At 59.1% G+C, this 18,509-nt stretch carries 18 protein-coding genes; 11 read left to right on the top strand and 7 right to left on the bottom strand.

All coding sequences use genetic code 11. From position 1 onward, the window contains the following. Positions 1 to 79: 79 nt before the first annotated feature. From ACIQJ2_RS10900 to ACIQJ2_RS10885, 4 genes are all read left to right on the top strand, one after another. Positions 80 to 2,446: an EAL domain-containing protein gene (locus ACIQJ2_RS10900; protein ID WP_400746522.1), complete on the top strand. Its 2,367-nt coding sequence runs from the start codon at positions 80 to 82 to the stop codon at positions 2,444 to 2,446. Between the two features lie 14 nt (positions 2,447 to 2,460). Next, on the top strand, positions 2,461 to 3,192 hold the full coding sequence (locus tag ACIQJ2_RS10895) for a substrate-binding periplasmic protein (RefSeq protein WP_400673631.1): 732 nt from the start codon (positions 2,461 to 2,463) through the stop codon (positions 3,190 to 3,192). 73 nt (positions 3,193 to 3,265) lie between these two features. Continuing rightward, the gene (gene pth / locus ACIQJ2_RS10890; RefSeq protein ID WP_199142507.1) at positions 3,266 to 3,985 is read left to right on the top strand and encodes an aminoacyl-tRNA hydrolase; all 720 of its coding nucleotides are present in this window, start codon (positions 3,266 to 3,268) and stop codon (positions 3,983 to 3,985) included. A 16-nt stretch (positions 3,986 to 4,001) separates the two neighbouring features. Then, positions 4,002 to 4,463, top strand: a complete 462-nt coding sequence (locus ACIQJ2_RS10885) for a GNAT family N-acetyltransferase (protein ID WP_400673627.1) — start codon at positions 4,002 to 4,004, stop codon at positions 4,461 to 4,463. A gap of 117 nt (positions 4,464 to 4,580) precedes the next feature. Here ACIQJ2_RS10885 and clpS read toward each other — a convergent pair whose 3' ends face one another. Continuing rightward, positions 4,581 to 4,892, bottom strand: coding sequence for an ATP-dependent Clp protease adapter ClpS (clpS, locus tag ACIQJ2_RS10880; protein WP_400673624.1), 312 nt, complete (start codon positions 4,890 to 4,892; stop codon positions 4,581 to 4,583). A gap of 318 nt (positions 4,893 to 5,210) precedes the next feature. On the opposite strand from clpS, the gene ACIQJ2_RS10875 reads away from it, so the two are divergent. The 3 genes from ACIQJ2_RS10875 to ychF all read left to right on the top strand — a co-directional run bounded on the left by ACIQJ2_RS10875 (position 5,211) and on the right by ychF (position 8,299). Then, on the top strand, positions 5,211 to 6,431 hold the full coding sequence (locus tag ACIQJ2_RS10875) for an RNA ligase RtcB family protein (protein ID WP_400673621.1): 1,221 nt from the start codon (positions 5,211 to 5,213) through the stop codon (positions 6,429 to 6,431). Then, positions 6,424 to 7,041: a peptide chain release factor H gene (gene prfH / locus ACIQJ2_RS10870; RefSeq protein WP_400673619.1), complete on the top strand. Its 618-nt coding sequence runs from the start codon at positions 6,424 to 6,426 to the stop codon at positions 7,039 to 7,041. The genes ACIQJ2_RS10875 and prfH overlap by 8 nt, the downstream gene beginning before the upstream one ends. Positions 7,042 to 7,195: 154 nt before the next feature. Continuing rightward, positions 7,196 to 8,299 carry a redox-regulated ATPase YchF gene (gene ychF, locus ACIQJ2_RS10865; protein ID WP_199142516.1) on the top strand — a complete coding sequence of 368 codons (1,104 nt, stop codon included), beginning with the start codon at positions 7,196 to 7,198 and terminating at the stop codon, positions 8,297 to 8,299. Positions 8,300 to 8,319: 20 nt separating this feature from the next. On the opposite strand, the gene ACIQJ2_RS10860 is transcribed toward ychF, so the two are convergent. Next, entirely contained in the window at positions 8,320 to 9,441 is a 1,122-nt protein-coding gene (locus ACIQJ2_RS10860; RefSeq protein ID WP_400673616.1) for a hypothetical protein, read from the bottom strand. Positions 9,442 to 9,729: 288 nt separating this feature from the next. Here ACIQJ2_RS10860 and ACIQJ2_RS10855 point away from each other — a divergent pair, with 288 nt between their 5' ends. Together ACIQJ2_RS10855 and ACIQJ2_RS10850 are read left to right on the top strand one after the other, a co-directional pair. After that, positions 9,730 to 10,194, top strand: a complete 465-nt coding sequence (locus ACIQJ2_RS10855; protein WP_400673614.1) for a MaoC family dehydratase — start codon at positions 9,730 to 9,732, stop codon at positions 10,192 to 10,194. Further along, complete coding sequence (locus ACIQJ2_RS10850; protein WP_400673611.1) at positions 10,191 to 10,658, top strand: MaoC family dehydratase; 468 nt, start codon at positions 10,191 to 10,193, stop codon at positions 10,656 to 10,658. Before ACIQJ2_RS10855 ends, ACIQJ2_RS10850 begins: the two co-directional genes overlap by 4 nt. A 106-nt stretch (positions 10,659 to 10,764) precedes the next feature. Here ACIQJ2_RS10850 and ACIQJ2_RS10845 read toward each other — a convergent pair whose 3' ends face one another. From ACIQJ2_RS10845 to petA, 4 genes are all read right to left on the bottom strand, one after another. After that, positions 10,765 to 11,307 carry an adenine phosphoribosyltransferase gene (locus ACIQJ2_RS10845; RefSeq protein WP_034476679.1) on the bottom strand — a complete coding sequence of 181 codons (543 nt, stop codon included), beginning with the start codon at positions 11,305 to 11,307 and terminating at the stop codon, positions 10,765 to 10,767. A 116-nt stretch (positions 11,308 to 11,423) separates the two neighbouring features. Further along, complete coding sequence (locus tag ACIQJ2_RS10840) at positions 11,424 to 12,290, bottom strand: cytochrome c1 (RefSeq protein ID WP_400673609.1); 867 nt, start codon at positions 12,288 to 12,290, stop codon at positions 11,424 to 11,426. 22 nt (positions 12,291 to 12,312) lie between these two features. Then, positions 12,313 to 13,587, bottom strand: coding sequence for a cytochrome b N-terminal domain-containing protein (locus ACIQJ2_RS10835; RefSeq protein ID WP_199142524.1), 1,275 nt, complete (start codon positions 13,585 to 13,587; stop codon positions 12,313 to 12,315). Positions 13,588 to 13,601: 14 nt separating this feature from the next. Beyond that, positions 13,602 to 14,180, bottom strand: coding sequence for a ubiquinol-cytochrome c reductase iron-sulfur subunit (petA, locus tag ACIQJ2_RS10830; RefSeq protein ID WP_199142526.1), 579 nt, complete (start codon positions 14,178 to 14,180; stop codon positions 13,602 to 13,604). A 468-nt stretch (positions 14,181 to 14,648) separates the two neighbouring features. Here petA and ACIQJ2_RS10825 point away from each other — a divergent pair, with 468 nt between their 5' ends. Beyond that, a complete protein-coding gene (locus ACIQJ2_RS10825) occupies positions 14,649 to 15,596 on the top strand; it encodes an endonuclease/exonuclease/phosphatase family protein (RefSeq protein WP_199142535.1) in 948 nt (315 codons plus the stop codon). Between the two features lie 27 nt (positions 15,597 to 15,623). On the opposite strand, the gene ACIQJ2_RS10820 is transcribed toward ACIQJ2_RS10825, so the two are convergent. Further along, positions 15,624 to 17,486, bottom strand: coding sequence for an ABC transporter ATP-binding protein (locus ACIQJ2_RS10820; RefSeq protein ID WP_400673773.1), 1,863 nt, complete (start codon positions 17,484 to 17,486; stop codon positions 15,624 to 15,626). Between the two features lie 330 nt (positions 17,487 to 17,816). On the opposite strand from ACIQJ2_RS10820, the gene ACIQJ2_RS10815 reads away from it, so the two are divergent. Further along, positions 17,817 to 18,428: a LysE family translocator gene (locus tag ACIQJ2_RS10815; RefSeq protein ID WP_400673606.1), complete on the top strand. Its 612-nt coding sequence runs from the start codon at positions 17,817 to 17,819 to the stop codon at positions 18,426 to 18,428. The last annotated feature ends 81 nt before the right edge of the window (positions 18,429 to 18,509 follow it).

Genomic DNA, 18,509 nt, shown 5'->3' with positions numbered 1-18,509 from the left:
TGAAAATCTACGCGAAAGAGTTGTAGGGGGTGGCATGCCCAGGATGCGGCTGGCCTGCAACTGGGGAGCTAACGGAATAATGAGCCATTCGGTCGAAAACAGGTTTTTCGCGATCGTCTGCGGTGCGCTACTTGTTTTCGTAGCGCCGCTCTTCGTTCTATTCCTTTTCCTCTCGTCAGAACGCGCAGTAAAAGAGATTAAGGATCACATTACCGTTCTGCTCGTCGCCAATGCCCAGGCACTGGCAAAGCCCCTATGGGATCTGGACGAAGATAGCGTTACCCAGATCAGCGCCACGACGGTCGCCGAAGGTGCCATCGTCAGGGTGAATGTTCGCGACCTCTCCGGCCAGCTCGACGTTACGCAGTCGACCATCCCGAAATCCTACAAGGGCAATCTGGAATCCGTCTCCCGCCCGATCATCTACAATGGAGTCGACGGCGCCAAGAGGCTCGGCACCATCACCGTTTTCTATCCCGAGCTTGGTCTTTTTGACGGCCTCAAGAACGAAGAAATCGTCTTCATCTCGATCTTCATCTTTGCCGTGCTGACCGTCTTCGGCGCAGCGCTGATCGGCAACCGCATTTTCGTCATCCAGCCTTTGATGCGCTTGACGCATGCGATCGAAGCCACCCGCCGGCTGGGCTCGCGTCATCACGTCGACTGGCAGTCGAATGACGAAATGGGCCGGCTTGCCAGCAGCTTCAACGACATGCAGAGCAAGCTGCAGCGTGAGGAAACAGAGCTGAAATTTGCCCATCGCCGGGCAACCGACACTTATAATCTGACGCCCGCCATGCTGTTCTCGCTCGACAAGGACGATTGCATCGCCGCCGTCAGCGACTATTGGCTGGCCGCCACCGGCTATGACCGAACCGAAGTGCTGGGGCGCCGGTTCGCAAGCCTGGTCCTGCCGGAGTCACGCTCGGAATATACCGAGCGCAAACACAGCAATCCCGACAGCGCCGCTCGCCTCGCCGTGACGGTGAAATTCCTCTGCCGAGACGAGCAGGTTATGGATGTCCTCATCCTCGAAACCACCGCGATCCAGGACGGCCTCTCGCTTTCGGTTATGACCGACGTCACCGAACTCAAGCAGTCCGAGGACCGCAATCTGCGGCAGGCGATCACCGATCACCTGACTGGCCTTCTCAATCGTCAGGGCTTTGAGACGGCACTCGACGCCAAGATCAATGAGGCAGACCTGCGCAAGCGTGAACTTGCCTGCCTCTTCGTCGATCTCGATCGCTTCAAGTGGATCAACGATAATATGGGCCATGCGGCAGGCGATGCAGCACTGCGGGAACTCGTCTCGCGCCTGCAGGAATGCCTGAAGCCCGGCGATATTGCAGCTCGCCTGGGCGGTGACGAATTCGCAATCCTGCTGCTGGCGGAAGACGCCGAAGCGCGGGCTTTCGACATGTCCGCCCGCATCGCCGAAATTTTCGACGCGCCCTTCGAAGGCGACGCCCGCCTCAGCGCAAGCATCGGTATCGCCATCTATCCTCGCCAGGCCGCCAACGCTGCCGAGCTACTGCTGAAATCCGATATCGCCATGTATGCCAAGAAGCGCGACGGCAAGAACGGCGCGCAAATCTTTGACAATGGCATGCTCGACGACTCCCGCCGCCGCGCCGAGTTGGAAAGTAATATCGAAAGCGGCCTCAACGAAGACTGGTTCGAAGCCTATCTGCAGCCGATCGTGAATATCGACGACCGCTCGGTCGCCGGCTTCGAAGCCCTGATGCGGCTGCATCATCCTCAGAAGGGGATCCTGCCCCCTGCCCGCATCATCGAGGTCGCGGAGGAAACAGGTTCCATCGTGCGCATCGGCAATCGCATCATGGAAAAGGCGATCGCCAGTTTCGCGAACCTGTCACGTCTCGACGGCATGCAGGACAGCTACCTCGCCATCAATTTCTCGCCGTTGCAGTTCGAGCCAGAGCTGCCCGTGCGCATCGCCGCCCTGCTCGCGCGCCACGATATCTCGCCGCGGCGCATTGTCGTCGAGATCACCGAAGCCGTGCTCATGGATGACAATCCCGAGACGCGCATGGTCATCAACGAAATCTGCCGCTATGGCTGCCGCATCGCCCTGGACGACTTCGGTACGGGCTATTCGTCGCTGAGCTACATCAACCGCTTCCCGGTCGACATCATCAAGATCGACCAGTCCTTCGTTCGGGCAATCAACGACACGGTGTCCGACGTGAGTGCCAAGAGCCGTATGCTGGTTGAAAGCATCACCACGCTTTCGCACAAGATGAACTGCACGGTCATAGCCGAAGGCGTCGAGACCGAAGAGGAATGCGCGACCCTGCGGACCATGGGCATCGACTATGGCCAGGGCTACCTCTTCTACCGGCCGGCGCATCCGGACAATCTGATGAAGACATTGACAGGCCTGCATCAAGACCACCCATCCCCTGTAGCTCAAGCATCCTAGCGACGAGGAACCGCATGCGAAAGCCGCTGCTCATATTTGCAAACAGCCTGTTTTCGCTCTTTCTTCTCTCTCCAGCTCGCGCTGAAACGGTTCATTTCACCACAGAAGAATATCCGCCCTTCAACTATCGCGACGGCAAGATGCCGGTCGGAGCCACCACTGAACAGGTCCAGAAGGTGATGGCCGATATCGGGGTGAGCTATACGATTACCGTGCTGCCCTGGATCCGCGCCTACAATCAGGCACTGACGGATCCCATGACCTGCGTCTTCGCGACCGCACATAATGAAGAGCGCAACTCGCTGTTCAAATGGGTGGAGCCATTGCTGATCGATCGCAGCGTCCTGATCAAGCGCCGCGGTTCGAAAGTCGCGGCAACCAATCTGGACGAAGCAAAGCAATATCTCGTCGGCACCTGGCGGGAGGACTATACGGCAACGATACTGCGCCGGAACAACTTTCCCCGCCTCGACATCGGCAACGACTTCAAGGCAAGCCTGAAGAAACTGATGAGCGACCGCATCGACATGATGCCGATCTCCGAATTCTACTTCGACAAGCTGAAAGGTGAAGGCAACGCTGTGGAAAGGGTAGCGGTCCTTTCCCAGCAATCCATGGGCATCGCTTGCCATAAGGATTTCCCCGACGATCTCCTCAGCAGGATGCAGACCCGGCTGAGCGCGTTGATCGCGGATGGCACACAGAAGCGGATTTTCCTGAAGTACGGCCTGCACCTCGGGAACTGAGCGCATCGCGTCTTGACTTTGCCGTCAAATCCTTGTGGTGAAGGGCATCGGCATTTTCCAAGGGGTGAAGCGCATGCTTCTCATCGCGGGTCTCGGCAATCCCGGCGCCAAGTATCAGGGCAACCGCCACAATATCGGCTTCATGGCCGTCGATGCGATCCATCGCCGCCACAACTTTTCGCCCTGGTCGAAGAAGTTCAAGGCGGAGATCGCTGAAGGCGAACTCGGCGGCGAAAAGGTCCTGCTCATCAAGCCGCAAACCTTCATGAACCTCTCCGGCGAAGCTGTCGGCGAGGCCATGCGCTTCTACAAGCTGGAGCCCTCCCATCTTGTCGTGATCTACGATGAACTCGACCTGGTGGCCGGGAAGGCTCGGCTGAAGACCGGTGGTGGCCATGGCGGTCACAACGGCATCAAATCCATCGACGCCCATGTCGGCCGCGAATATCGACGCCTGCGCCTGGGCATCGGTCATCCCGGCGCCAAGGAACTCGTGCACAATCACGTTCTCGGCGATTTCGCCAAGGTGGACAGGGATTGGCTTGACCTCTTGTTCGATACGCTTGCTGAAAACGCCGACATGCTGGTGCGCGGTGAGGATTCGCAGCTGATGAATAAGGTCGCGCTCGCTTTGGGCGGCAAGGCGGAAGACGACGCGCCAAAACCTGAAAAGAAGGCGCCGACGGCCAAGTCGCATATTCATCAGGCTCGCAATCACAGCCAGCCGAAGATCCCGGAAAGCGGCCCTATGGCCGAGATGCTGAAGAGGATGTTCGGCAAGAAAGACAATTGATATGCCGGAAGCGACTATGGAATGTGCCGCAGATATCGTCATCCGGCCGGTAGCAAGCGCGGATCTGTCGACGCTGCTCACGCTCTACCGGCACCTCAACGTCGATGATCTTCCGCTGGAGCTGTCGGTGGCCGAGAGCCGCTTTGCAGACATCCTCACCCATCCCGGCATGACCATCTTTGCCGCCTTTGACGGCGAGAAAGCCGTCTCCTCGGTGACACTGGCGGTCATTCCCAATCTCACGCGCGGCGGGGCACCCTATGCCCTTATCGAGAATGTGGTGACACACGGCGACTACCGTCAGCGCGGCCTGGCGGGCACGGTCATCCGCAAAGCCATCGCAACCGCCTGGGAAAGAAACTGCTACAAGGTCATGTTGCTGACCGGGTCGAAGGAGCCTGCAACATTGCGCTTCTACGCCAATTGCGGCTTCACGCAGGACAAGACCGGCTTTCAGATCCGTCGCCCTATTGCATAACTCCTTAGGTCGGAATCGATCTGAGGATTAAATTATGCGGCAGATCTGAAGTGCTGCTGCGACTTTTGCGTGTCACAGATGACGCGCGGCGCTGTAGCTGACGGAAGATCATTGCACCTATTCTTCCGGCTCGGTGGTGAACATCAGCGGAAAGCCTCCGCTTTTCGCGAGGTCAATCGCCTCCTGCGCCTTGGTCTCGGCAATATCCCGCGCGCAAACCATGACAACGCAGGTGCCAAGCTTGTGCGCCGTCATCATCACGCGATAGCCGGTCTCCTCGCTCATGCGGAAGACGGCTTTGAGCACCATGATGACGAATTCCCGCGGCGTATAATCGTCGTTCACGAGAATGATCTTATAGAGCTTCGGCCGATCGACCTTCGGCTTCGTTTTGATCTTGGGTTTCAGGACAACATCATTGTCACTCATCGGCATCACCGTTGACGACAGGAAAAGGGCTTTAGATTGATGATGTCACTATAGTGCAGCGCACCACATCGTTCAAGGACGGTCCTGACAAGGTGACAACGTGGTCAGCAGCGGCCCTCACCGAAACCAGGACTTGCAATCCGTTTGATTTCGCTTATAAAGCGCCATCTATTAACTCAGGTTTGGGAGCAGCAAAATGAAGAGCACAGCTTCATCGCGCCCCTTAGGGGCACAAGCTTAAGCGGCGCCGACGCGCTGCGATGAGCTTTTTCGATCGGCATTGACGCCGAGAGATTGACCCATCCTGGGAATATATTCATGGGCAATTGCATAGGGACCTCCGGTCCCATATCTATGCGCTGCGGTCAGCCTGCTGCCGCGGTCGCACATTATTTTACATCGAAGTCGTGGATCGAAGGAACGGCACTGGAACAGCTCGGAGAGATCGCAAAGCTCCCCGGCATGCTTTCCGTCGCCGGCTTTCCCGACCTGCATCCCGGCAAATATGGGCCAGTCGGCATGGCCGCACTGGCATCGAGGCTCTATCCGCAACTGATCGGCAACGATATCGGCTGCGGCATGGCTCTTTTTGAACTCGATCTGACACAGCGTAAGTTCAAGCTCGACAAGGCGGCGGATATGCTGCGGGGCTTGGAAAACATCAGGCTCGATGTGCCGGATGTCTCGCAAATCGACCGATCGCTCGAACTCGAAATCAGCACAGAGACGCTAGGTACGATTGGGGGCGGCAATCATTTCTGCGAGATCCAGGCAGTCGAAGACCTGCTTGAGGAAGATGCAGGCCAGTTGCTGGACAAGCAGAAGCTCTATCTACTCGTTCACACCGGCTCACGCGACCTCGGCGCCAAGGTGTTCAACCGCACCATCGCCGTGAGTGGCGGCTTGGCTGAAGGCTTCGATCCGATGTCCGAAGCCGGCATGCAGTGGCTGCAGCTTCACGATCTTTGCGTCGAGTGGGCCAAGCTCAATCGGCGCATGATCGCGCAGCGGGCCGCTGTAGCCCTGCGGACGGACTGCAGGCTGATCGCCGACGTCCCGCACAATCTCGTGCGGGCGACGGCCGACGGTTACGTCCACTATAAGGGCGCGGGTGCCATCCAGGATTCCGCGATCGCACCGATCGCCGGCTCCAGGGCAAGCCTCAGCTATGTCGTCGAACCGCTTGCGGCTACTGCTAAGTCTCATTGGGCGATCTCGCACGGAGCCGGTCGGAAGTATGATCGTCGCAACATGCATGGCCGGACGGGTTCCACACGCTCCGAGCGGGAGGCGCTGCTACGCAATCCCTGGGGCGGCATCGCGATCTGCGACGATCGCAAGCTCGCGATCGAGGAGGCGGCCGGCGCCTACAAGAATGCCGGTCAGGTCATCTCCGATCTGGCCGATCACGGCCTCATCCGGCCGCTGGCATCGATGAAGCCGCTGATCACCTACAAGAAAGTCAGCATCGATCAAGACGAGCCGAAGAAGGATCGCATGCGAAACCGCAGAGTAAGCGGGAGGCACTGGGATGTCTGAGATCCATCTTCTCGCAACCTCAGGCAATGGCCCGGCAGAATGCCGGGTCGCGCTGAGATCCCTCCTGTCCATTCTGGAGAGCGAGGCCCGCGACAAAGGCTGCGAGCTCGAGGTTACCGCGTCGCGGGCACCCGATCTGCACGGCCCCGTTTCGGCAATCGTCACGCTGCGTGGTGCGGAGGCTCATCGCCTCGCGGCGGAATATTGTGGCTCGATCCGTTTCATCTTCAAAAGCAGGATCAGGCCGGGACACAAACGGCAAAACTGGTTCGTGGGCGTCAAGCAGATCGAATTGCCCGATACGGCAAAGGAGATCCCGAGCATTCAGCGGGACGATATCCGCTTCGAGACATTGCGTGCCGGCGGCCCTGGCGGACAACATCAAAACACGACTGACAGCGCCGTCAGAGCGACGCATATCGCGACCGGCATTACCGTAACCTGCCGCGATGAACGTTCTCAGCACCGCAACAAGGCGCTGGCGGTAAGACGGCTGGAGGCGATGCTGCAACTGCTGGCAGAACGCCAGAATCAGAACGCCAAGACCGCCCTCTTCCTTGCCAACAAGGAGCTGGAGCGCGGCAATGAGGTAAAGGTGTTCCGACTTTGAAAGGATGTCCGGCCCGATCGAAAACGGGCCGGACATTTCCTCCAAAACGACCCTTTTTGCCGGAAAATCGGCTCGGCTTCCGCACAAGACTTGACCCGCAACGGCCCTTCCCCCATAGGCACTGCAAAGATTTTCAAGATATGGACAAGGTGCCATGGGTTTCAAATGCGGTATCGTCGGGCTGCCGAATGTCGGCAAGTCCACTCTGTTCAACGCGCTGACCAAGACGGCGGCGGCGCAGGCTGCGAATTATCCGTTCTGCACGATCGAGCCGAACACGGGTGAAGTGGCCGTTCCCGATCCACGCATGCGCAAGCTTGCCGACATCGCCAAGTCGAAGGAACTGATCCCGACGCGGATCTCCTTCGTCGACATCGCCGGCCTCGTGCGCGGCGCGTCGAAGGGCGAAGGTCTTGGCAACCAATTCCTCGCCAATATCCGCGAAGTCGACGCCATCGTGCACGTCCTGCGCTGCTTCGAGGATAGCGACATCACGCACGTCGAAGGCCGCATCAACCCGGTTGCCGATGCAGAGACGATCGAGACCGAGCTGATGCTGTCGGATCTCGAGAGCCTGGAGCGCCGGACCGAGCAGACGCGCAAGCGCGCCACCAGCAAGGACAAGGAATCCATGGCGATGCTGCCGATCATGGAAGCCTCGCTCAGCCTGCTGAACGAAGGCAAGCCGGTGCGCACGCTGCTGTCGAAGCTCGATGCCGAGGAACTCCGCATCCTCAAGAGCCTGAACCTTCTGACCTCGCATCCGGTTCTTTATGTTTGCAACGTCGCTGAAGCCGATGCCGTGACCGGCAACGAGCATACGGCCGCCGTGGCCGCCATGGCCAAGGAGCAGAATTCCGAAGTGGTGATCATCTCCGCCGCCATCGAAGCGGAAGTGGCACAGCTGCCCGAAGAAGAGGCGACGGAATTCCTCTCCGCGCTCGGTCTCGACGAAGCAGGCCTCGACCGCCTGATCCGCGCCGGTTACAAGCTTTTGCACCTCATCACCTACTTCACGGTAGGACCGAAGGAAACGCGCGCCTGGACGATCGAGCGCGGCACCAAGGCCCCGCAGGCCGCCGGCGTCATCCATTCGGACTTCGAACGCGGCTTCATCCGCGCCAACACCATCGCCTATGAAGACTATATCGCCTTTAATGGCGAAGTTGGCGCCAAGGAAGCAGGCAAGGCCCGCGACGAAGGCAAGGAATATGTCGTCCAGGATGGCGACGTGATCCACTTCCGTTTCAACACGTAACAGCTTTTGGCTGCCGGCGCCTATCTGAGCGCCGGCAGCCGCGCTTGCAGGCCATCCGGCAGTTGAGACACGACGACGCGACGCAATGTCGTCCAGCCGATGCCGATAACAAGCACCACCACTCCGACAATCAGCAAGACAAGAAAGCCGACCTGGTCGAGCCCGGCATTGTTGTGACGGAGAAGCGCGCCGGTCGCGAGACCGAGCGACACGAGACCGGCAGTGACGAAGGCGCGGCGATCGATGACAAGACCGATCAGCATCATCACCATAACCACGCCGAGAACCGTCAGGGCCTGCGCATAGCCCCCAAAAAAGACATTGGCGAGGTTGGCGAAGGCCGCAGCGCCGTCACCAAGCTCGAGCCGCAGCGCCAGCAGGATCGTCGAATAGAGCAAGGCTGGGGCCGTGGCGAGATGCAGCCAGAAGGCAACGTCGGAGCGGCGCGTGACCCTTTGCGGGTCGCTCAGGTCAAAGCGCATCGCCAAGGCAAAGCTGCCGACAGCCGCCGCCAGCAGGATCACGAGCGTTACGGTCGGATAGTCGGACGGCACGTCGGTAGAGCGAAGGGCCGAGCCGATGATATAGAAGACCGTCGCCAGCAGTAACCCGAACAAGGAGAAAAGCAGCAAAGCCAGCGACAGAGGTATCCGGTAGCGCCAATAGAACAATGCCAGCACCAGCGGAAACGGAATTGTCAGCACCAGCGCGCCAATGGTGAAATTATCGGAGAGGGCCGGCGTCGCGCTGACATAGCTTACGATGGTGTAGCAGAGCCAGATGACAAGGGCGATTGTCAGGACAACCGCCGGCAGCGCCAACCGCTGGCGACGCACCAGGATCTCCGCTAGAAGGATGATCGCCAGCACCGATAGATATTGGTGTGCCAACCCCCATAGCCCAACGAGCAGGACGATGATACCGATCGTGATCAGCACATCGTGGAAGCCGCGAACGAAACGTGGGGCTTCCGTGTCTTCCAGCGGGTTGGCTGCATCCCCCGAACGCGTGCCCGAAAGGCCGCTCCCCGCGCGCGCACCGATGTTTCTTTCGGTCAAATAGGGAAGCAGCCGCTCCGCCTGAGTGGCGGAGATAATTCCCTCGCCGGCCGCATCTTCCAGCGCGTTTTTAAGCTCGCTCATCCCTGATCCCATTTCATCACCATGCTACCAAGCCTCAGCATATCGTTGCCGCACAATCAAGGGCTGCCGGACGCCCGTGGCTATTTGGCGACCGACATCGCTCGCCTCGCCGTTGAAAATACTTGCGCCACGACTGTTGCCTATGCGATTGCCGATCTGGAGCATGTCGCGCAAGAGCGTGTAGCGGCTTTGCGGTGGCGACATACCGGGAACCCGGAACCTGAAGAGCAAAGAGCAAATCCAAGAGATCGCGATGCGCCTCGGGCGATTTGAAGGACGGCATGAGACATGACGAAACTGGCCTATGAAGACTTCAAGCCGGGACAGGAGTTTCCGCTCGGTCCGAAGCATGTCACGACTGAGGAAATCGTCGCATTTGCAAGCGAATTCGATCCACAGCCGATGCATTTGGACGAAGAAGCGGGCCGCGCCAGCATCCTCGGTGGCCTTGCCGCCTCCGGCTGGCATACATCCGCGATGTTCATGCGCATGATGTGTGATTCCTATCTTCTCAACACAGACGCGCAAGGCGCGCCGGGCATCGACTTCATGGACTGGAAGAAGCCGGTACTGGCCGGCGATACGCTGTCTGGTCGCTCCATCGTATTGGAAGCGCGCCCGATGCGCTCGCGCCCGGGCGTCGGCATCGTCAAATTCCGTCACGAAGTAGAAAATCAGCGCGGCGAGCTCGTCTGCCTCGGTGAGAATGCGACAATGATCCGGTTGCGCGCCGGCGTGGAGGCAACGGTATGAAACTGGATGACCTCTACACGATCGGCGAACGCATGGAGATCGGCAGCCACACCTTCACACCCGAAGCTATCATCCATTTCGCATCGCGCTTCGATCCGCAGATCTTTCACATGGATGCCGAAGCCGCCAAACACTCGTTGTTCGGCGGGCTTTGTGCCTCCGGCTGGCATAGCTGCTCCGTCTGGATGCGCAGCTTCGTCGATTTCTGGAAATCCGAAACCGCGCGGCTGATTGGTGAGGGCAAGACCCCGCCCAAGCTCGGTCCCTCGCCGGGATTCAAGAATCTGCAGTGGCTGCGCCCGGTCTTTGCCGGCGACACCATCACTTTCGGTCTCACTCTCATCGCCAGCCGCCCGCTGGCCTCGCGCCCCGGCTGGACGCTCTATACGCTTGCCTGTGACGGCAACAACCAGGACGACACGCAGGTTTTGCGTTTCGAAAGCACCGTATTGGGATTTGACTGAAATACAGTCGGAAGAATGCGATGAGATTCCGACCGAAGCTGCGTAGGGCCAACCATGGGGTGGCGGAGATCGAACAGGATCCCCGCCCCTATCGTTCACAGCGAGATCAGTGGCCGGAGAATTCCACCAGTGTGTGAACCGGCACGTCCAGCTCCTCGAGCTTCTTGCGGCCGCCGAGGTCAGGCAGATCGATGACGAAGCAGGCTGCAACGACCTCGGCGCCGATCTGGCGCAACAGTTTCGTCGCGCCGACAGCGGTGCCGCCTGTCGCGATCAGGTCGTCGACGAGGATTACCCTTTCGCCGGGATTGACCGCATCGCGATGCATCTCCATCTCGTCGACGCCATATTCCAGGCTGTAGGCGATCCGGACGATATCGTGCGGCAGCTTGCCCTTCTTGCGGATCGGCACGAAGCCTGCCGACAATTGATGCGCCACCGCACCCCCGAGAATAAAGCCGCGCGCTTCCATTCCGGCGACCTTGTCGATCTTCGTACCGGCATAGGGCTGCACCAGCGCGTCGACAGCACGACGAAACGCCCTGGCGTCGCCAAGCATCGTCGTGATGTCGCGGAAGATGATGCCGGGCTTGGGATAGTCCGGAATGGAGCGGATGCTGGCAGCAAGCTCCGAAGCAATAGTGTTCATCAAATATAGTCTCTCAGGCTGTGATAGGGCCGGCGGCACCCTATCAATATGTGGGCGCTATACCAACAAAAAAGGCGGCCTCGACGGGCCGCCTTTCCGGGTCGTTCTATGAATACTCAGTGAGCGCCGGCCTTGGCATAGACGGAACGCTTGGTGAGGTAGATCAGGATCGAGAAGATCAGCAGGAACACCATGACCATGAAGCCGAGATGCTTGCGATCTTCCAGATGCGGTTCCGAGGTCCACATCAGGAATGCGGAAACGTCGCGTGCATATTGATCGACCGTCTGCGGCGAGCCGTCGTCATAGGTCACCTGTCCATCCGAAAGCGGCTTCGGCATGGCAAAAGTCGCAGCCGCATCGAAATACGGGTTGTAGTGCGATCCCTGCGGCAGCTTGAAGCCTGCGGGCGGTTCTTCATAGCCGGTCAGCAGCGAATAGATATAATCCGGGCCGCCTTCCTGATACTGCGTGAAGATATCGAAAATGAACTGCGGGAAACCGCGCTCGACTTCGCGCGCCTTGGCAAGCAGCGACATGTCAGGCGGCACGGCACCGCCGTTCGACGCCGCTGCCGCTTCGTCGTTCGGGAACGGCGAGTTGAAGTGGTCAGACGGAACCGCCTTACGAGTGAACATCTCACCCTGAGGGTTCGGACCGTCCTGCACCTCGTAATTGGCAGCAAAGGCTTTCACCTGTGCTTCCGTATAGCCGAGATCTCCGAGCGTACGGTAGGCCACAAGCTTCATCGAATGGCAGGCGGAACAGACTTCCGTATAGACCTTGAGGCCGCGCTGCAGCTGTGCCTTGTCGTAGTAGCCGAACGGGCCGGAGAAGGACCAGTGCTGCTCGCGCGGCTCCTTCAGCGGGTAATGCGGTGTCGCGGCTTCTGCGGCAGGCTTCGTTTCCTCGGCAGAGGCTGCGACCGTAGCAGCGCCGCCGATCAGCGTGAGCGACAGAAGGCCGACAATAAGTTTCTTCATCGTTTTCTTCCTCTATCGCCGGTTATGCCTGAACCGGAGCGGCAACTTTACCGCCCTGCTTCTCAAGAACCGCTTCCGTAATGGAATTCGGAACACGCTTCGGTGTCTCGACCAGGCCGAGCACCGGCATGATGACGAGGAAGAACAGGAAGTAGAACAGCGTCGCGAACTGTGCAGCCGTCGTGTAGATGCCTTCTGCCGGCTGCGAGCCGAGCCAGCCGAGCAGGATGGCATCGGCGACGAACAACCAGAAGAACAGCTTGTACCAGGGGCGATAGACGGCAGAGCGAACCTTCGACGTATCGAGCCAAGGCAGGAAGAACAGCACGATGATGGCGCCGAACATCGTCAAAACGCCGCCGAGCTTCGAGTCGATCGGGCCGATGTTGAAGGTGATCGAGCGCAGCATCGCGTAGAATGGCAGGAAGTACCATTCCGGAACAATGTGGGCCGGCGTCTTCAGCGGGTTGGCCGGAATGTAGTTGTCGGCGTGGCCGAGGAAGTTCGGCAGGTAGAAGACGAAATAAGCGAAGACCAGCAGGAAGATGGAAACGCCAAGCGCATCCTTCAGCGTCGCATAGGGCGTGAAGGGCACCGTATCGGTCTTCAACTTGACCTCGACGCCGGTCGGGTTCGTCTGGCCGGTCACATGCAGTGCCCAGATGTGCAGGATGACGACACCCGCGATCATGAAGGGCAACAGGTAGTGCAGCGAGAAGAAGCGGTTGAGCGTCGGATCGTCGACGGCGAAACCACCGAGCAGGAAGGTCTGGATCCAGTCGCCGACCCATGGGAAGGCCGAGAAGAAGCCGGTAATGACGGTCGCACCCCAGAAGGACATCTGACCCCAGGGCAAAACGTAGCCCATGAAGGCCGTTGCCATCATCAAGAGGTAGATGATGACGCCGAGAATCCAAAGGATTTCGCGGGGCGCCTTGTAGGAACCGTAGTAAAGGCCACGGGCAATGTGGAGATAGACGGCCACGAAGAAGAACGACGCGCCGTTGGCGTGCATGTAGCGCAGCAGCCAGCCGTGATTGACGTCGCGAACGATCTTTTCGACCGAGTTGAAAGCAATCGCCGTGTTGGCCGCATAGTGCATGGCAAGCACGACGCCGGTCAGGATCTGCAGGACCAGCATGACGGCCAGCATGGCGCCGAACGTATAGGCATAGTTCAGATTGCGCGGGACCGGGTAGGCAATGAAACTGTCATAGACCATACGCGGCAGCGGAAGCCGCGCGTCGACCCATTTTTCGAGCCCTGTCGATGGCTCGTAAGACGAATGACCACTCATGATTCAGCTCCCCCTCAACCGACCTTGATCTTCTTATCCGACGTGAACGCATATTGCGGTATGAAGAGGTTCTGCGGCGCAGGCCCGTGGCGTATGCGACCGGCGGTATCGTAGACCGAACCATGGCAGGGACAGAACCACCCGCCGTATTCCCCCGCCTGACCTAGCGGAATGCAACCGAGATGGGTGCAGACGCCGATCATGACGAGCCAGTTTTCCTTGCCTTCACCGGCAGAACGGGCAACGTCCGTTGCCTGCGCATCAGCTGGAAGATTGGCATTGCGAGCAACGGGATCTTTCAGATCCGAGAGCTGCGTGCCCTTGGCATCGTCGATTTCTTTTTGCGTGCGGTTACGAATGAAAACGGGCTTGCCGCGCCACTTCACCGTCAGGGACATGCCAGGCTCGAGGCTCGACACATCGACTTCGATGGATGCGAGAGCAAGCGTCGATGCGTCCGGCCGCATCTGATCGATAAACGGCCATGCAACCGAAACCGCACCAACGGCGCCGGCCATACCTGTCGTCAAATAAAGGAAATCGCGGCGCGTAGGCTCGCCTGTGGATTCACTTGTCGTACTATGCTCGCTCAACGCTGCACATCCTCTTCCCGCAAACCACGGTGAAACCGCGGTACCCCTCTCACTAACGGCGAATCAACGCGACCATAATTCCGCCATAGATTCCTCCGTAACCCGCTGCGTTCTAAGCTTGATCGCAAATTATGTCCAGCCTTGGCAAGCGTAGAGGGCACAATGTCGCGGCAAAACTGCGCTATAGCGTCGCAAGGCCGGGCCTCGAACTCTTCAGACTTCAAGACGTCGCTGTAAATGCATGAAAAATCAGCGGTTCCGCGCGGCGTCTCCTCATATTGCAGAGCGAAATCATCAGCGATTTCAATACCGCACTGCAAAATACGCCCCAATATTAGCACTTTCGACGTGCCAGTGGGCCTAGGCTTTACCTCTTAAAACCGAATGGATTTCCCCGGCAAATTATGGAGGATAGCGGTCGTTGTCTTGCGCATTCGCAGCGTTGAAAACGAAGCTCGAGAACGTCTCATGAGACACACGATTTATTGCGTTCTATGCGTTTTCGCCACACTGGCGCTGGGCATTCTTGCGGCCCGCTATGTCGCTGATCTCTGGATCCTGGCCTTCTTCGAAAGCCTGCAGACCCACATAAGCCTATTTGCGATCCTGCTTGCATTGATCGCATTTGCCTTCAAACGTCACTGGTATGCGGTCTTTCTGACCGCGGCGGGCGCCGTGCTGCTGATCCATTCGGTGTTCATGCTGCAGGAATACGCAGCATCTTCGCTTGTCGCGTCGGCGGAGGCCGGCGGCGGCCATTTCAGGCTGCTATCCTTCAACATCGAGGACAGCAATTTTGAAAACGGAACCCGCATAGCCGATCTCATCGTCGGCTCGAATGCCGATGTCGTCGAAATCTTCGAGGCGGGACCAGTTTTCTCGGATATGGATCGCATCCTCAAGATCTATCCCTATCGCATCGGCTGCGGCGTGATGACCACCGATTGCGATTCTCTACTGCTCTCGAAAAGGCCGCTTCAAACCCAGCTCATGCGCAGCCTCGGCAGCCTCTGGGACAATCGCTTCATTCTGGCCAGCATCGACATGGATGGCCAACCCGTCAATTTCGCCTCGGTTCATCTGAGCAAGCCCTATTTTGACGAGTTCCACCAGGTCGAGCTTGGTCTCCTCGCGGCAGCCCTCGAGGACGTGAAGGGACCATTGCTTCTCGCCGGCGACTTCAACGCTTCCGTCATCACGCCCGACATGCGCGAATTCCTGGCCGCAACCGGTCTGCGCCATGTCTTCCCGGAGCCTGCGACCTGGCCGATCGCGGCAGGAGCCTATGGCATCACCATCGATCACGTCTTCGCTCGTGCTCCACTGCGGCTGATATCCGTAAAGCAGATCCCGGATGCAATGGGCTCGAACCATTTTGGTTTGATGACGGAGTTTAGCGTTCCTGGTCACCTTTGATCGCACAGCGGGCCGGACAGGCCGCGATCAATCCGCATCGGCCGCAATGAAACCGCCGGACTGGCGCGCCCAGAGTTCGGAATAGAGGCCGCCCCGAGCGATCAGCTCGTCATGGGTGCCCTCCTCGATGATCTCGCCTTTGTCGATAACGATCAAGCGATCGAGCTTGGCGATGGTCGAAAGCCGGTGGGCGATCGCCAGAACGGTCTTGCCCTTCATCAGCCTATCGAGATTGGATTGCAGGACAGCTTCGGCCTCCGAATCCAGCGCCGATGTCGCCTCGTCAAGCACGAGGATGGGCGCATCCTTCAGCATGACGCGCGCAATTGCGATGCGCTGCCGCTGCCCGCCGGAGAGCTTGACGCCACGCTCGCCGACATGGGCCGCATAGGCCGTACGCCCCTTCTGATCCTCAAGGGCGGTGATGAACGCATCCGCCTCCGCCTGCCGCGCCGCCTCGACCATCTGCTCGTCACTGGCGTCCGGACGCCCGAAGAGAATGTTGTCGCGAATGGATCGGTTGAGAAGCGCGGTATCCTGGGTCACCATGCCGATAGCGCCGCGCAGCGACTCCTGCCGCACACCGGTAATATCCTGTCCGTCGATCAGGATGCGGCCGCCCTCGAGATCGTAGAAGCGCAGCAGCAGATTGACGAGTGTCGTCTTGCCCGCCCCCGAGCGTCCGACGATGCCGACCTTCTCGCCTGCACGCACATTGAGCGAGAAATCATCGATAATGCCGCCGCCGCGCCCGTAGTGGAAGGTTATGTTTTCGAAGCGAATTTCCGGGCCACTGATCCTGAGATCCTTGGCCACGGCGCGGTCGACCAGCCCGATGGGCTCGGAAATCATCTCGGCCGAATTCTGGATCGTGCCGAGATTGCGCATGATGGCGTTGAACTGCGACATCATACGGCCGAAGAGCATGTTCAGCCGCAGAACCATGCTGAGCGTGAAGGCGACGCCGCCGGTCGAGATCTCGCCAGCCAGCCAGAGATGCACGGCAAGCGCACCGATGGTGGTGATCATCACGCCGGAGAGCAGCGCCAACGACGAGCGCACGCCGGTCAACAGCCGCGTAAACGGCATGACGGCGGCCTGGAAGCGATCGAACCCCCGGCGGATATAATCGTCATTCTGCTCTTCGCGCCCGAAGAGCTTCAAGGTCTGGATGTTGGCATAGGCGTCAACCATGCGCCCGTTCAGCATAGAGGACGCTTCCGCCGCGTTGCGTGCATGTTGGCGAATGCGCGGAACGAAGTGACGGGCCAGCAGTGAAAAGACGCCGATCCATACCGTAATCACCAGCGCCAGCCGCCAGTCGAGCCCGCCCACAAGCGCGATGGTGGAGGCGGCATAGATGATGATGAACCAGACCACCTGCAGCAGCGAGACGACGAGATCGCCGGTCGCCTGCCCTGCCGACCAGACTTTGGTGACGACGCGGCCGGAAAAATCGTTCTGGAAGAACTCGACCGATTGCCTGGCCACATGCCGGTAGGCCTGCCAGCGCACGAGATTGAGAAAGCCGGGGACGACGACCTGCTCTTCCACGAGAGCGCCAAGGCTGACGATCACGAAGCGCACGACGAGCACCACGAAGACCATGCCGAGAAGTGCGCCGCCGTGGCCGGCAAGCAGTCCGCTCCACCCCTCGCCCGGCTTCACCTTGTCGAGAATATCGACCAGATGACCGACGAACCAGAATAGCGCCGCCTCCAGCATCGCCACCGCGCCGCCAAGCGCCGCCATCGCCAGGAACGGGCCTTTCGCCTGTCCGACATAGTACCAGATGAAGGCACCAAGCGACCGAGGCGGCCGTAAATCGCCGCTGCGGTAGTAGGGATCAATCCAGGTCTCGAACAGACGGAACACAGAGCGAATGAACATATGAGCGATATAGGCAATTTCAGCCGGCCCGGAAAGTAAAGGCACCCCGCCGCAAAGGTTACATTTTCGTTAGAATGCTGCGTCGGCGCCTTATGATTGGCCGGCGGATTTGGGAAAGCGGCCAACCCGCAATTTCATTCAAGACTGGAAGAAACGACGCCTCGATGCTGCTTCAAACCATTATCGAGAGAGAGTCATGCTCGCAATTTCGCTTCGCACCACCGCGCAACGTCCACAGCCTCCGTCGCTCGCCAGCACTCGCCACGCTTTAACCGCGCCAATCGGCTGTTCCGCAACACCGATATATCACTCTGCCGTGGGGGCAATCGCATGAGCATGGAGTTTCTGATAACGACCCTCATCATCGTGGCATCTCCCGGCACCGGGGCCATCTACACGCTTGCCGCCGGCTTATCCGGGGGCACGAGGGCGAGTGTGATTGCTGCGTTCGGCTGCACACTTGGCATCATTCCGCATTTGCTTGCCGCGATAAGCGGCCTTGCCGCGCTGCTGCACACCAGCGCCCTGGCGTTTCAGGCCCTCAAATGGCTCGGGGTCGCCTATTTGCTCTACATGGCCTGGTCGATGTTTCGAGAGCGAGGCGTTTTGCGCGTCGACGGCGCGCCATCAGACAAAAGCACGCGACAGGTGATTGGCTCGGCAATCCTGATCAACCTCCTCAATCCCAAATTGTCGATCTTCTTCTTCGCCTTCCTGCCCCAGTTCGTGACGGCGGATCAGGCAAATCCGATCATGCTGATGCTGAAACTCAGCCTGATCTTCATGGCGCTCACCTTCCTTATCTTTGCGGGGTATGGCGTATTCGCGGCCTACCTGCGCCGCCATATCGTCTCAAATCCAACCGTTCAATCCTGGATGCGCCGGAGCTTCGCGACCGCCTTCGGCGCGCTCGCGCTACAGCTTGCCCTTGCAAGCCGTTAGTTCGCCACATCGCCTTTCGGACGTCTTCGCTACATTTTGGATTTCGGGGAAAAATAAACGCTCGGAGAAACAGCAACTGGG

This window comes from Rhizobium sp. NPDC092011 (assembly GCF_044756305.1).
Lineage (GTDB): Bacteria > Pseudomonadota > Alphaproteobacteria > Rhizobiales > Rhizobiaceae > Rhizobium.
This window is presented reverse-complemented; position numbering and strand designations above follow the sequence as displayed.